Source organism: Pseudomonas sp. H11T01, from assembly GCF_048515765.1.
In the GTDB taxonomy this organism is placed as follows: domain Bacteria; phylum Pseudomonadota; class Gammaproteobacteria; order Pseudomonadales; family Pseudomonadaceae; genus Aquipseudomonas.
Map to the genome: position 1 here is coordinate 149,463 of NZ_JBLYED010000001.1, position 13,687 is coordinate 163,149.

Genomic DNA, 13,687 nt, shown 5'->3' on the forward strand with positions numbered 1-13,687 from the left:
ATCCTGGATTTTCCGGCCATGCAGAAAGAAACCGAAATCAAACTCCGCGTCAGCCGCGAAACCCTCGCCGCCCTGCGCGAGCATCCGTTACTGAAAAAACGCAACAAAAGTGGCTGGGAACGCCGTGAACTGATGAACCAGTACTTCGACACGCCGGAGCGCGACTTGGCCAAGGCCAAGGTTGCCCTGCGCCTGCGCCGTGATGGCGAAGAAGTGATCCAGACCCTCAAGACCCGTGGTCAAAGCATCGCCGGTCTGTCCGAGCGTAACGAGTACGACTGGAACCTGCCCAAAGCCAAGCTCGACGTGAAAAAGCTCGACGGCGAATGCTGGCCGGAGCAACTGGCCGAGCTGGACAAAAAGACCCTCAAGCCGATCTTCACCACCGATTTCGTCCGCGAACGCGCCGAAATCGCCTGGGGCCGTGGCAAGGCCAAAGTGGTCATCGAAGCCGCGCTGGACCTGGGCCATGTGATCGTTGGCAAGCAGAAAGAAGAAATCTGCGAACTGGAACTGGAATTGCGCGAAGGCGAACCAGCTGCCCTGCTGGAGCTCGCCGCTGAACTGGCCGCCACTTTGGCGCTGATGCCATGCGACATCAGCAAGGCCGAGCGTGGCTATCGCCTGTTCGATGCCAACAGCTATTCGTTGAGCCTGCCCGCTCCGCAGATAACTGCTGAACTGCCGCTGGACGACGCGTTCGCTGCATTGAGCTGGCACTTGCTGAGTAGCAGCCAGCGTCTGGCCGAACAATACCGTTTCAATGGTCACTGGCGTCTGCTGCAGGATTGGGTAGAGAACCTCGCCGAACTACGCGCGCTGATCGGCAGCCTCGGCCAGGCCGCGCCGCGCCAATCGACCCACGACCTGCGGGCCTCGCTCGATGCGTTGCTGGAAGACTGGCGTCCACTGGTGCAAGCCGGTCAGGACGACGAAGACGTGCGCAAAGCCGCGCCGGAACAGTTCGCTGAAGAACTGGAAGACGTGCGCTGGGGCCTGTTCTCGTTGAACACCTCGCGCTGGTTGCTGGCCCGCACCTGGGCAGCCGACCGCAATACCCGTGGCAATCGCCAGGGCGCTGCGCAATTGGGCAACTGGTTGCCGCGTCTGTTGGCTGACGAAGCCGTCGCCCTGCAACTGCAGCGCTACCAGCAACAACCGGAAGACCTGGCCGAGCAACTGCCGCGCATCGAACGCATCCTGGCTTGGTTGCATCACGCCCGTGGCGTGCTGGAGATCCCGGAAACGGATCGCCTCTACGGTGAGCTGAAACAGCTGCAGCAACTGGCCAACGAGCCGATCACCGACGAAGCGCTCGATGCCCGCAAGCAGCAGGCGATTGCGGTCTACCAGAACCGTGCCTGGAAGACTTTGCTGCGTCTGTAAGATCGCTTTCGCGGGCAAGCCCACTCCCACAGGGTCACCACCAAACCTGTGGGAGCCGGGCTTGCCCGCGAAGACGTCAGACGATTCAACGCAAGACTTACTGCTACACCGGCAAACTCGTCGTGGATTTGATTTCGGACAAAGCCACGATCGAGTTGACCTCCTGAATCCCCGGCACCATCGACAGCTTCTCGAAGAAAAACCGTTCGTAGGCCTCGATATCCGCCGTCACGATGCGCAGTAAAAAGTCCACTGAACCCATCAGCACATAACACTCCAGCACTTCTGGAAAGCCGCGAATCGCCTCGGTGAATTCAGTGAAGTTGGAGCGACCGTGAGCGTTGAGTTTGATCTCGGCAAAGATCTGCGTGTTGAGACCGATCTTCTTGCGATCCAGCAACGTCACTTGCCCGCGAATCACACCCTCTTCCTTGAGACGTTGAATCCGTCGCCAGCACGGCGACTGCGAGAGCCCGACCTGCTCGGCGATCTGCGCACTGGAGAGCGAGGCGTCCTCTTGGAGGAGTGCCAGAATTCGTCGATCGTAAGCGTCCAGCTCGCTATGCATAAAAAATCCCTAAAATACTGTTATGGCGAATTAATTAATTCAATTTATGTTCAATTAGTTCAATCATAGATAAGAAATACCCGCAGCAGCATGTAAAAATTTCTCCAGTGATTTTGGAGAACGAGCATGCCCCCTCTCGAAACTGTCAGCACCACCCCAACCCGCGCCGATGTCTGGAACGTCAACAACACCCATTGCCGCGTGCGCTATCAGTTGCTCGCCGAAGCTGAACCGGATCTGCTGTGTCGGGTGCTTAACCATTTCGCTTTGCAATTTCTGATTCCACAGCAGGTCAACGTGCTGCAACAGGACGATTTGCTGTCGATCGATGTGGTGCTCGACGGGCTGAGCTGGCACCGCGCCCAAGTGATCACTGAAAAACTCCGTAACTTGATCAGTGTTTGCTCAGTGGACTTGCAGCCGGCTGATGCTTCATGGGCTCAGCCCGCACAAGCAACCGGCTGAGGCCCGTCAGCAAAAACTCGCAATGCTTGGTTTGGCAATGGCCGAACGGTCGGCTCATCCGCGGACTATTCTTGGCAATCTGTGGTCAGAGACGCACACGTCTAAACCGCTAGTTACAGGATTGTTCAAAAGGAGCCCGCATGTCCGTTTCCCTCCTCACTCAGGACCGCTGGCTGGATCTCAATGATCTGCTGCGTGAACTGGTCGCCCAAGGCTTTATCAGCCAGGATTCGGCCGAACACGCGCTGAGCACACGACGCAATGCCACCAATAGTCAGCTCCACCCGCTGGAGTTCCTCGCCAGCCAAAACCTCGATGACCTCAGCCGCCCAGGCAAACGGCTCGACCTGGAGAGCCTGACCCTATGGCTCGCGCAGCAGGCCGGTCAGCCTTATTTGCGCATCGACCCACTGAAAATCAACGTCGCGGGTATTACCCCGCTGATGTCCTATGCCTTCGCCCAGCGCCATAAAATCCTCGCGGTTTCGATCGACCGCGATGCGGTGACCGTGGCCAGCGCGCAACCCTACGTCACCGCTTGGGAAGCCGACCTGACCCACGTCCTGAAGCTGCCGATCAAACGCGTGGTGGCCAACCCGGCGGACATCCAGCGCTTTACCGTGGAGTTTTTCCGGCTGGCCAAGTCGGTCAGCGGCGCCAACAACTCTGATCAAAAAATGAACACTCTGGGCAACTTCGAGCAGTTGCTCAACCTCGGCGCCAGTGATCAGGAGCCGGATGCCAACGACGCGCACATCGTCAATATTGTCGACTGGCTGTTCCAGTACGCCTTCCAGCAGCGCGCCAGTGATATCCACATCGAACCCCGTCGCGAGCAAGGCACCGTGCGTTTTCGCATCGACGGCGTGCTGCACAACGTCTACCAATTCCCACCCCAGGTGACCATGGCGATTGTCAGTCGCCTGAAAAGCCTGGGCCGGATGAATGTCGCGGAAAAGCGCAAACCCCAGGACGGTCGGGTCAAGACCAAAACCCCGGACGGTGGCGAAGTCGAGTTGCGGCTGTCGACGTTACCGACGGCCTTTGGCGAAAAAATGGTCATGCGGATTTTCGACCCGGAAGTGCTGCTCAAGGATTTCGACCAGCTGGGTTTCTCTGCCGAAGACCTGCGCCGCTGGCAAGACATGACCCGCCAGCCCAACGGCATCATTCTGGTCACCGGCCCCACCGGTTCGGGCAAAACCACCACGCTCTACACCACGCTGAAGAAACTGGCGACGCCCGAGGTCAACCTCTGCACCATCGAAGACCCGATCGAGATGGTCGAACCGGCGTTCAACCAGATGCAGGTCCAGCACAACATCGACCTGACCTTTGCCAGCGGCGTGCGGGCGCTGATGCGGCAAGACCCGGACATCATCATGATCGGCGAAATACGTGATCTGGAAACCGCGGAAATGGCGATCCAGGCCGCACTGACCGGACACTTGGTCCTGTCGACGTTGCACACCAACGACGCCCCCAGCGCCATCAGCCGGCTGCTGGAACTCGGCGTGCCGCATTACCTGATCAAGGCCACCGTACTCGGCGTTATGGCCCAACGCCTGGTGCGCACCCTTTGCCCACACTGCAAAGCGCCACTGAGTCTAAGTGAAGACGACTGGCAGACCCTGACCAAGCCCTGGCAAGCGCCATTACCGACCAACGCCCAACGGGCAATCGGCTGCCTGGAATGCCGCGATACAGGTTATCGAGGACGGGCCGGGGTCTACGAAATCATGTTGCTGAGCGACAACGTCAAAGCGCTTATCCACCCTGACACCGATCTGCTGGCCGTGCGTCACCAGGCGTTCAAGGAAGGCATGCGCAGCTTGCGACTATCGGGTGCGCAGAAAGTCGCCGCCGGATTGACCACGATTGAGGAGGTGCTGCGCGTAACACCGCAGAGTGAGCAGAAGTAACGGCGGGGTTTCCAGCCGGACACAACAGTCGGCTCGCGTGTTCGGGTGATCGCCCAGGAAGGGGTCATCATCCAGGTAGAACGTATCGATTGAGGGTCACGGAACTCAGTAGGGCTATTAGCATCAAAGGCGCCAGATAACCCAAAGTCGGAGTCACCCATGCGTCTCAAATTAGCTGTCGCCACCCTGGCCTTGCTGTCCTTTCCTGTCGGCTCGGCAATGGCGGAGGACACCTTCTGGCGTAACGTCCTTACCTCAGGTGCAACCACTGGTTCCACCTACCTGACCTCCAGGGATCACAAGCTGGTCATCGCCGCTCAAGACGACGCCAGCAGCTTCGTTGCCAGCGATGGCGGTATTCGCGGCCCGTATCTGGAAGCCGCGATGCAGAAAGTCCGCGCCGACAACCCGGGTTTGCAGGCCACCGATATGGAACTGGCTAACGCAATTCTCGCGAAGAATGCCGTTGCACAGCAGTGATCTGCCGCTCTGTTGAATAAAAAATGCCGCTCCCGGGAGCGGCATTTTTTTGCCCTGTACACCCATAGGTTCAGCGATAGGCATCCACCGGCACGCAGGCACAGAAAAGATTTCGATCGCCATAGACATTATCGACGCGGTTCACCGTCGGCCAGTACTTATGGGCCTTGGTGTGAGCCGTGGGCGTCACCGCCTGATCGATGCTGTATGGCCGTTCCCAGACGCCGGTGATATCCGCCAGCGTATGGGGCGAGCGTTTCAACGGGTTGTCTTCGCCGGGCCATGTGCCGTTCTGCACCAGGGATATTTCGGCGCGGATGCTCAGCATCGCTTCGATGAAACGATCCAGCTCAGCCTTGGACTCGCTTTCAGTCGGCTCGACCATCAGCGTGCCCGGCACCGGAAACGACATGGTCGGCGCATGGAAGCCGTAGTCCATCAAGCGCTTGGCGACATCTTCCTCACTGATTCCGGTTAGCGCCTTGAGCGGCCGCAAATCGAGGATGCATTCGTGGGCCACCCGGCCGTTTCGCCCGGTGTAGAGCACTGGGAAGGCGCCGCTCAAATGCTCGGCCAGGTAGTTCGCCGCGAGGATAGCCACTTCGCTGGCATCGGCCAGTTGCGGCCCCATCAGCGCGATGTACATCCAACTGATCGGCAGAATACTCGCACTGCCCCAAGGCGCCGCACTGACCGCGCCGTTCTCTGGCTGCGGACCTTCGATCGGCACCACCGGGTGATTGGCAACGAACGGCGCCAGGTGCGCCCGCACGCCGATTGGCCCCATGCCGGGGCCACCACCGCCATGGGGAATGCAGAACGTCTTGTGCAAATTCATGTGGGAAACGTCGGCGCCGATATCCGCCGGCCGCGCCAGCCCAACCTGAGCGTTGAGGTTAGCCCCGTCCATGTACACCTGGCCGCCGTGGCTGTGGATAACTTCACAGATCTCGCTGATGCCCTCTTCGTACACGCCATGGGTCGACGGATAGGTCGCCATCAGGCACGACAACTTGTCGTCTGCAGCCTGGGCCTTGGCTTTCAGGTCGTCCAGATCGACGTTGCCGGCATCGTCGCACTCGACGATCACTACCTGCATCCCTGCCATCTGTGCTGAAGCAGGGTTGGTCCCGTGGGCGGAAGCAGGAATCAGGCAGATGTTGCGCGCGCCCTGATGGCGACTTTCATGGTATTTGCGGATTGCCAGCAATCCGGCGTATTCGCCTTGAGCGCCAGAGTTGGGTTGCATGCAAATGGCGTCGAAACCGGTGATTGCGCAGAGCCAGCTCTCCAGCTCGCTGATCATCAGTGAATAGCCAACCGCCTGCTCTTTCGGTGCGAACGGATGCAGATTGGCGAAACCCGGCCAAGTAATCGGGATCATCTCGCTGCTGGCATTGAGTTTCATGGTGCAGGAACCCAAGGGGATCATCGACTGGTTGAGTGCCAGGTCCTTGTTCTCCAGCTGTTTGAGGTAGCGCAGCATCTCGGTTTCGCTGTGATGGGCACTGAATACCGGATGGCTCAGATAAGGGGAGCTGCGCAGCAATTCATTCGGAATGCCGGAGGCCAATGCCTCGGCATCCAGCTGAGCGACATCCAGACCGTGATCGGCACCGAGGAAGACATCGAACAAACGCGCCACGGTGGTCTCATCACAGGTTTCGTCGAGGCTCAGGCCCAACTGCCCACGCCCAAGGATTCGCAGATTGATTTGCGCGTCCTTGGCACTTTCGATGATCGCCGTCTGGCTGCCGCCGACCTCCAGTGTCAGGGTGTCGAAGAACTGCTTGTTGAGGCGGGTAATGCCGTTGCGCTCCAGACCGGCTGCCAGAATGCAGGTCAGTCGGTGAACCCGTTGGGCAATGCGTTTGAGCCCCTCCGGGCCGTGATAAACCGCATAGAAGCTGGCGATATTGGCCAGCAAAACCTGGGCTGTGCAGATGTTCGAATTGGCCTTCTCGCGGCGGATATGCTGCTCGCGAGTTTGCAGCGCCATACGCAGGGCCACATTGCCACGTGCGTCTTTCGAGACGCCGATGATCCGCCCGGGAATCGCCCGTTTGTATTCATCGCGACTGGCAAAAAACGCCGCGTGGGGACCGCCATACCCCATGGGTACGCCAAAACGCTGGGACGAGCCGAACACCACATCGGCGCCCAACTCTCCTGGCGGGGTCAACAGCAACAGGCTCAGCAGATCAGCAGATACGCAGGCCAGTGCCTGTTGCGCGTGCAGATGGTCGATAAGCGGGCGCAAATTGCGGATGTCACCGTGGGTGTCCGGGTACTGCAGCAGCGCGCCGAACACCTGATGCCTGGCGAGGTTGTCCACAGCATCAATGATCAGTTCAAAGCCGAACCCTTCGGCCCGGGTCTGCACCACTGAAATGGTCTGTGGGTGGCAGTTTTCGTCGACGAAGAACAGATTGCTTCTGGATTTGGCCACGCGCTTGGCCAAGGCCATGGCTTCTGCTGCGGCCGTGGCTTCATCCAGCAGCGAAGCGTTGGCCAGTTCCAGGCCCGTGAGATCGATGGTCAGTTGCTGGAAATTCAGCAACGCTTCGAGCCGACCTTGGGCAATCTCAGGCTGATAGGGCGTGTAGGCGGTGTACCAGCCTGGATTTTCCAGCACGTTACGCAAGATCACCGCAGGCAGAAGGGTGCCGTGATAGCCCATGCCAATCAGGCTGGTCCAGACCTGGTTCTGCTCGGCATATCCTTTGAGTTTGGCCAGTGCTGCCTCTTCGTCGAGTGCCGGAGGCAAGTCCAGAATCCGGTTGAAGCGAATCCCTGGCGGCACCGTCTGCTCGATCAACTCGACCCGACTGCCGAGCCCGAGGCTGTCGAGCATGGCCTGCTGCTCGCTGGCATCAGGCCCCAGATGGCGCCGCAGGAAGGCATTGGGGTCTCGCAACTGGCTCAAGGACGGCAACTGGGACATGACGGGCTCTCTCTTGAATGGCGCTCGGCGTCTATGCAACACGGTCACAGCAGCATAGCAGTCGATTCTGAGGGTCGACGGCATGGCATCTTTGAGCAATCGGTACCATCATGTTCAGCCTCAGGGAGAGCCCTGATCTACGTTTTTACCGTCCGCTTAACGGGTACCAATATCGTCATGAGCCAACTACCTTTTCTACCGTTTTCAAAACCCACCATCGATGAAGCCACGATTGCCTCAGTTGGTGATGTTCTGCGCTCGGGCTGGATCACCAGCGGCCCCAAGGTGCAGGCCTTCGAAGCCCAACTGTCGGAATATTTTGGCGGCCGTCCGGTGCGCACTTTCAATTCCGGTACCTGCACCATGGAGATCGCTTTGCGCATCGCCGGGATCGGCGCTGGCGATGAAGTCATTACCACGCCCATCTCCTGGGTTGCCACGGCCAATGTGATTCTTGAGGTCGGCGCCACACCCGTGTTCGCTGACATCGACCCGGTCACCCGCAATATCGATCTGGCGCAGGTCGAAGCTGCCATCACCCCACGCACCAAAGCGATCCTCCCAGTGTTCCTGGCAGGTTTGCCGGTGGACATGGAGCGCTTGTACGCGCTAGCCAAGAAACATGGCCTGCGAGTGCTGGAAGATGCCGCGCAAGCCTTGGGCTCCAGCTGGAACGGCCAACGCATCGGCGCGACAGGTGATTTTGTTTCGTTCAGTTTTCAGGCGAACAAGAACGTCACCTCTTCGGAAGGCGGCTGCCTGGTGCTGAACACTGCCGAAGAAGTACGTCTGGCAGAGAAGTACCGGCTTCAGGGCGTCACCCGCAACGGTTTCGACGGTCTGGATGTCGATGTGTTGGGCGGCAAATTCAACATGACCGATGTTGCGGCCGCCATTGGCCTTGGGCAGTTTGCGCACATTGACGCGATCACCGCCCATCGCCGTGAATTGGCCAAGCATTACTTTGCCTGTTTCGGCAGCGACTTCGAAGCGCAATACGGAGCTCAGCTACCACCTGCCGACTTCACGAACAGCAACTGGCACTTGTTCCAACTGGTGTTACCGGAGCGTAAGGACGGAAAACCGGCGCGCGCCACGTTCATGGAGCAAATGCAGGAACAGGGTATCGGTATCGGCTATCACTACCCGCCGATCCATCTGCTGAGCTTGTACCGCGAACGCGGCTTCAAGGAAGGCATGTTCCCGGTCGCGGAACGTGTGGGTCGTTTGATCGTTTCACTGCCGATGTTCTCAGCCATGAGCAAAAGCGATGTCGAGCGCTCGGTGGCTGCAGTTAAGGCTGTGCTGCAAAACGCTTAACGCCCGCCCATGAAAAAGCCTCGACAAGTCGAGGCTTTTTCAATTGCGTAACGAGTTACTCGCCGATAGCAGCCTTGTAGGCGGCAGCGTCGAGCAACTTGTCCAGTTCAGAGGTATCGCTTGGCTCGAGTTTGAAGAACCAGCTGTCGTATGGCGCGCTGTTGACCAGTTCCGGGTTGTTGGCCAACTCTTCGTTAATAGCGATGACTGTACCGGAGACCGGCGAGTAGATATCCGAAGCGGCCTTGACCGACTCGACCACACCCGCGGCCTCACCGGCGGCGAACACCTTGCCGATTTCCGGCAACTCGACGAACACTACATCACCCAAGGCTTCCTGAGCATGGTCTGAAATACCCACTTTCACACCACCATCCTCATCCAGACGGGCCCATTCGTGACTTTCGGCAAAACGCAGGTCGACAGGGATTTCGCTCATATTCTGTGTCCTCAAGAAGAAATGTCAGCGGTTGATTGCCCGCCAGAAAAAGTTAGATCAAGGCTTTGCCATGACGCACAAAGGTCGGTTTTACCACCCGAACCGGGTACCACTTGCCACGGATTTCCACTTCTGCACGGTCAGCGGTTGCCATGGGCACCCGCGCCAGTGCGATCGACTTGCTAAGCGTAGGAGAGAAACTACCACTGGTGATCTCTCCTTCGCCAATATCGGCGATGCGAACCACTTGATGAGCGCGCAAAACACCACGCTCTTCCAGCACCAGACCGACCAGTTTTTGCTTCACTCCGCCTGCCCGCTCGGCTTCCAGAGCAGCCCGACCGATGAAGTCGCGAGTCGCAGGCGCCCAGGCAATACTCCAGGCCATATTGGCGGCCAGCGGTGAGACATCCTGATGAATGTCCTGTCCATAGAGATTCATGCCGGCTTCAAGGCGCAAGGTATCGCGGGCGCCAAGGCCGATCGGGGAAATGCCCGCGCCGACCAGATCGTTGAAGAACGCCGGTGCCTGATCGGCCGGCAGGACGATTTCCAGTCCATCTTCGCCGGTGTATCCGGTGCGCGCGATGAACCAGTCACCTTCGGCCTGACCTTCAAAGGGTTTTAGCTGCCGGATCAGCGTGCCGCGGGCCTGGGTAACCAGTTCGGCAATCTTGTCCCGGGCCTGCGGGCCTTGAATCGCCAGCATCGCCAACTCTGGGCGCTCATGCAGTTGCACCTCAAAGTTGCGGAGCTGAGCCTGCATCCAGGCCATGTCCTGATCACGAGTGGCGGCATTCACCACCAGACGGTAACCGGCCTCGGTGCGGTAGACGATCATGTCGTCGACCACCCCGCCGCGCTCATTGAGCATGGCGCTGTACAGGGCACGGCCGGTACTGTGCAGACGTTCGACATCATTGGCCAGCAAATGCTGAAGCCAGGCCTCGGCCTGAGGGCCGCTGACGTCGATCACGGTCATGTGGGATACATCAAAAACCCCGCAATCGCGTCGCACCTGATGGTGCTCTTCGACTTGCGAGCCGTAATGCAAAGGCATATCCCAACCGCCAAAATCGACCATCTTCGCGCCGAGAGCGAGATGAAGGTCATACAGAGGCGTACGCTGTCCCATGGGTTTCTCCTTCCGGGCGTGGCGAAGGTGCGGACAGGCACTGGGCTGGCTGAAAGCCTTTGACAATGCGGCTTTCAGCAGTTCTCAGTGACCCGACCCGAAGGGTGGACCGCACCGAATGCCGCGCATTGTAGCCGCAAGGTGTAGGACTGGCACCTACCCGATTCGATGAGCGGAACGCCGGATCAATCCGATGACCGGTAACAGCCCAACCAAAACCAGTGTCAGCGCCGGCAGGGACGCCCGCGACCACTCGCCTTCGCTGGTCATCTCGAAGATGCGAACGGCCAGCGTGTCCCAGCCGAACGGACGCATCAGCAAGGTGGCGGGCATTTCCTTGAGCACATCGACGAACACCAGCAGCGCGGCGCTCAAGCTGCCTGGCAGCAACAGCGGCAGATACACTTTGAAAAACAGTCGTGGCCCACTGACGCCCAAACTTCGTCCTGCTTCGGGTAACGAAGGCCGGATCCGCGCCAGGCTACTTTCCAGCGGCCCATAGGCCACCGCAATGAAACGCACCAGATACGCCAGCAACAACGCCGACAGGCTGCCAAGCAACAAGGGTTTACCCGCGCCGCCCAGCCAGGACGACAGCGGAATCACCAGCTCGCGGTCCAGATAGCTGAAAGCGAGCATGATCGACACCGCGAGCACCGAACCCGGCAAGGCGTAACCCAGATTGGCCAGACTGACACTGGAACGAATTGCCCGGGTCGGCGCCAGTCGTCGGGCAAATGCCAGCAGTAAGGCCACGCTCACCGTGATCAACGCCGCCATGGCACCCAGATAGAGCGTGTGCACGATCAGCCCGGCATAACGCTCATCGAGGTCGAACCGTCCGCGCTGCCAGAACCAGACCACCAGTTGCAGGATGGGGATCACAAACGCACAGGCGAACACCAGACTGCACCAGCCACTCGCGGCCAAGGCCTTGAACCCGTGCAGATGATAGAGCGCCTTGCTTCGGGGTCGTTCGTTTCCCGCTCGATTGGCACCCCGAGCCCGGCGTTCGCCGTACAACACCAACATCACTGCCAGCAGCAACAGGCTGGCCAGTTGCGCCGCGCTGGAGAGGCTGAAAAAACCGTACCAGGTCTTGTAGATGGCCGTGGTGAAGGTATCGAAGTTGAACACAGACACCGCGCCAAAATCCGCCAGCGTCTCCATCAGCGCCAATGCCACACCAGCACCAATGGCCGGACGCGCCATGGGCAGCGCCACGCGCCAGAAGGCTTGCCACGGTGATTGACCGAGCACCCGCGCCGCTTCCATCAAGCCTTTGCCCTGAGCGAGAAAGGCAGTGCGCGCCAACAGGTACACATACGGATAGAACACCAGCACCAGAACCAGGATCACGCCACCCGTGGAACGCACCCGAGGTAGGCGCAGGCCCGTGCCAAACCATTCGCGTAACAGGGTTTGCACCGGGCCGGAAAAATCCAGCAGTCCGACGAAGACGAACGCCAGCACATAGGCCGGAATCGCAAACGGTAGCATCAGCGCCCAATCCAGCCAGCGCCGGCCAGGAAACTCGCAGAGGCTGGTCAGCCAGGCCAGGCTGACGCCCAGCAGCGTTACGCCCACTCCAACACCCAGCACCAGTGTCAGCGTGTTGCCGAGCAAGCGCGGCATCTGGGTTTCCCACAGGTGCGACCAGATCTGCTGGTCGATCGATTGCCACGACAGCAGCAACACGCTCAGCGGCAACAGAACCAACGCGGCAACGACAAAGACCAGCGGATACCAACGACGTTGGGCGGGATGGGCCACGAAAAGCTCTCTATCAATTGATTGTGCCCACGCTCTGCGTGGGGACACGACCTGTGACGCTCCGAGTCACCTCTGAAGCGGACGCAGAGCGTCCATGGCTGCATTCCCACGCAGAGCGTGGGAACGATCAAACGTGTCATGAAGATCAAGGGCCGCTTCGCAGCCCAGCGGGAGCAAACGGAACGCCGCCCGGCCCCTCGCCACAACTCAGTTCCAGCCAGCACGGTCCATCAAGCGAATGGCTTCGGCCTGACGCTTGCCAGCCACTTCCACCGGCAGGGTGTCGGGAACGAACTTGCCCCAGCTTGCCACTTCGGCAGACGGCGGCACGCTCGGGTTGGCCGGGAATTCCTGGTTGATGTCGGCGAAGATTTTCTGCGCTTCCGGCGTGGTCATCCACTCCACCAGCGCCTTGGCCGCTTCCGGGTGCGGTGCGTATTTGGTCAGGCCGATGCCGGACAGATTGACGTGCACACCGCGATCGCCCTGGTTCGGCCAGAACAGTTTCACCGCAAGGGCAGGCTTCTGTTTGTGCAGACGGCCGTAGTAGTAGGTGTTGACGATACCGACATCGCACTGCCCGGCGTTAATCGCCTCAAGCACGGCGATGTCATCGGAGAACACGTCGGTGGACAGGTTGTTGACCCAGCCTTTGACGATTTCTTCGGTCTTTTCTGCACCATGAGTTTCGATCAAGGTCGCAGTCAGCGACTGGTTGTAGACCTTCTTCGCTGTGCGCAGGCACAAACGGCCTTCCCACTGCTTGCCGGCCAAGGCTTCGTAGGTGCTCAGGTCAGCCGGTTTTACCCGTTCAGTGGAATAGGCGAGGGTCCGCGCCCGCAGGCTCAAACCGGTCCACTGATGGGCGGACGAACGGTATTGAAGCGGAATATTGGCGTCGATTACTTTGGAGGTAAACGGCTGAAGAATGCCCATCTGCTCTGCCTGCCAGAGGTTACCGGCATCGACTGTGAGCAGCAGGTCGGCGGTGGCGTTCTCGCCTTCGGCCTTGATCCGCTGCATCAGCGGCGCTTCCTTGTCGGTGATGAACTTCACCTGGACGCCGGTTTTCTTGGTATAGGCATCGAACACCGGCTTGATCAGCTCGTCGATCCGCGAGGAGTAGACCACCACTTCATCGGCCGCGTGAGCGGTGCTGCCGATCAGTGTGAGTGCCAGGGCGGTCAGTAGACGCTTCGGTGCCAACATAGGAGCGGTCTCTCGAAATCAAATTGAGGCGAAATGATAGTGACTC

General features: G+C 59.4%; 11 protein-coding genes. 5 read left to right on the top strand and 6 right to left on the bottom strand.

Annotation, left to right across the window (positions count from 1 at the left end):
• Positions 1-18 precede the first annotated feature (18 nt).
• The gene (locus tag ACN1C3_RS00720) at positions 19-1,386 is read left to right on the top strand and encodes an inorganic triphosphatase (protein WP_419113872.1); all 1,368 of its coding nucleotides are present in this window, start codon (positions 19-21) and stop codon (positions 1,384-1,386) included.
• Positions 1,387-1,489: 103 nt separating this feature from the next.
• On the opposite strand, the gene ACN1C3_RS00725 is transcribed toward ACN1C3_RS00720, so the two are convergent.
• The gene (locus ACN1C3_RS00725; protein WP_150640660.1) at positions 1,490-1,954 is read right to left on the bottom strand and encodes an Lrp/AsnC family transcriptional regulator; all 465 of its coding nucleotides are present in this window, start codon (positions 1,952-1,954) and stop codon (positions 1,490-1,492) included.
• 126 nt (positions 1,955-2,080) lie between these two features.
• On the opposite strand from ACN1C3_RS00725, the gene ACN1C3_RS00730 reads away from it, so the two are divergent.
• The 3 genes from ACN1C3_RS00730 to ACN1C3_RS00740 all read left to right on the top strand — a co-directional run bounded on the left by ACN1C3_RS00730 (position 2,081) and on the right by ACN1C3_RS00740 (position 4,821).
• Positions 2,081-2,419 carry a hypothetical protein gene (locus ACN1C3_RS00730; protein ID WP_419113873.1) on the top strand — a complete coding sequence of 113 codons (339 nt, stop codon included), beginning with the start codon at positions 2,081-2,083 and terminating at the stop codon, positions 2,417-2,419.
• 140 nt (positions 2,420-2,559) lie between these two features.
• Positions 2,560-4,341: a GspE/PulE family protein gene (locus ACN1C3_RS00735; protein WP_419113874.1), complete on the top strand. Its 1,782-nt coding sequence runs from the start codon at positions 2,560-2,562 to the stop codon at positions 4,339-4,341.
• A gap of 159 nt (positions 4,342-4,500) precedes the next feature.
• Positions 4,501-4,821, top strand: a complete 321-nt coding sequence (locus ACN1C3_RS00740) for a DUF2388 domain-containing protein (protein ID WP_419113875.1) — start codon at positions 4,501-4,503, stop codon at positions 4,819-4,821.
• A gap of 70 nt (positions 4,822-4,891) precedes the next feature.
• On the opposite strand, the gene gcvP is transcribed toward ACN1C3_RS00740, so the two are convergent.
• Complete coding sequence (gcvP, locus tag ACN1C3_RS00745) at positions 4,892-7,765, bottom strand: aminomethyl-transferring glycine dehydrogenase (RefSeq protein ID WP_419113876.1); 2,874 nt, start codon at positions 7,763-7,765, stop codon at positions 4,892-4,894.
• Positions 7,766-7,942: 177 nt separating this feature from the next.
• Here gcvP and ACN1C3_RS00750 point away from each other — a divergent pair, with 177 nt between their 5' ends.
• A complete protein-coding gene (locus ACN1C3_RS00750; protein WP_419113877.1) occupies positions 7,943-9,085 on the top strand; it encodes a DegT/DnrJ/EryC1/StrS family aminotransferase in 1,143 nt (380 codons plus the stop codon).
• A gap of 55 nt (positions 9,086-9,140) precedes the next feature.
• Here ACN1C3_RS00750 and gcvH read toward each other — a convergent pair whose 3' ends face one another.
• From gcvH to ACN1C3_RS00770, 4 genes are all read right to left on the bottom strand, one after another.
• A complete protein-coding gene (gene gcvH / locus ACN1C3_RS00755) occupies positions 9,141-9,524 on the bottom strand; it encodes a glycine cleavage system protein GcvH (protein ID WP_419113878.1) in 384 nt (127 codons plus the stop codon).
• A gap of 52 nt (positions 9,525-9,576) precedes the next feature.
• Positions 9,577-10,659, bottom strand: a complete 1,083-nt coding sequence (gene gcvT, locus ACN1C3_RS00760) for a glycine cleavage system aminomethyltransferase GcvT (RefSeq protein ID WP_419113879.1) — start codon at positions 10,657-10,659, stop codon at positions 9,577-9,579.
• Between the two features lie 156 nt (positions 10,660-10,815).
• The gene (locus ACN1C3_RS00765; protein ID WP_419113880.1) at positions 10,816-12,432 is read right to left on the bottom strand and encodes an ABC transporter permease; all 1,617 of its coding nucleotides are present in this window, start codon (positions 12,430-12,432) and stop codon (positions 10,816-10,818) included.
• Positions 12,433-12,639: 207 nt separating this feature from the next.
• Positions 12,640-13,641: an extracellular solute-binding protein gene (locus ACN1C3_RS00770; RefSeq protein WP_419113881.1), complete on the bottom strand. Its 1,002-nt coding sequence runs from the start codon at positions 13,639-13,641 to the stop codon at positions 12,640-12,642.
• Positions 13,642-13,687 lie beyond the last annotated feature (46 nt).

Excerpts from the sequence above, each read along its gene's own strand:
- ACN1C3_RS00720 (WP_419113872.1), top strand. The coding sequence starts at position 19 with ATGCAGAAAGAAACCGAAATCAAACTCCGCGTCAGCCGCGAAACCCTC.
- ACN1C3_RS00725 (WP_150640660.1), bottom strand. The coding sequence starts at position 1,954 with ATGCATAGCGAGCTGGACGCTTACGATCGACGAATTCTGGCACTCCTC.
- ACN1C3_RS00730 (WP_419113873.1), top strand. The coding sequence starts at position 2,081 with ATGCCCCCTCTCGAAACTGTCAGCACCACCCCAACCCGCGCCGATGTC.
- ACN1C3_RS00735 (WP_419113874.1), top strand. The coding sequence starts at position 2,560 with ATGTCCGTTTCCCTCCTCACTCAGGACCGCTGGCTGGATCTCAATGAT.
- ACN1C3_RS00740 (WP_419113875.1), top strand. The coding sequence starts at position 4,501 with ATGCGTCTCAAATTAGCTGTCGCCACCCTGGCCTTGCTGTCCTTTCCT.
- gcvP (WP_419113876.1), bottom strand. The coding sequence starts at position 7,765 with ATGTCCCAGTTGCCGTCCTTGAGCCAGTTGCGAGACCCCAATGCCTTC.
- ACN1C3_RS00750 (WP_419113877.1), top strand. The coding sequence starts at position 7,943 with ATGAGCCAACTACCTTTTCTACCGTTTTCAAAACCCACCATCGATGAA.
- gcvH (WP_419113878.1), bottom strand. The coding sequence starts at position 9,524 with ATGAGCGAAATCCCTGTCGACCTGCGTTTTGCCGAAAGTCACGAATGG.
- gcvT (WP_419113879.1), bottom strand. The coding sequence starts at position 10,659 with ATGGGACAGCGTACGCCTCTGTATGACCTTCATCTCGCTCTCGGCGCG.
- ACN1C3_RS00770 (WP_419113881.1), bottom strand. The coding sequence starts at position 13,641 with ATGTTGGCACCGAAGCGTCTACTGACCGCCCTGGCACTCACACTGATC.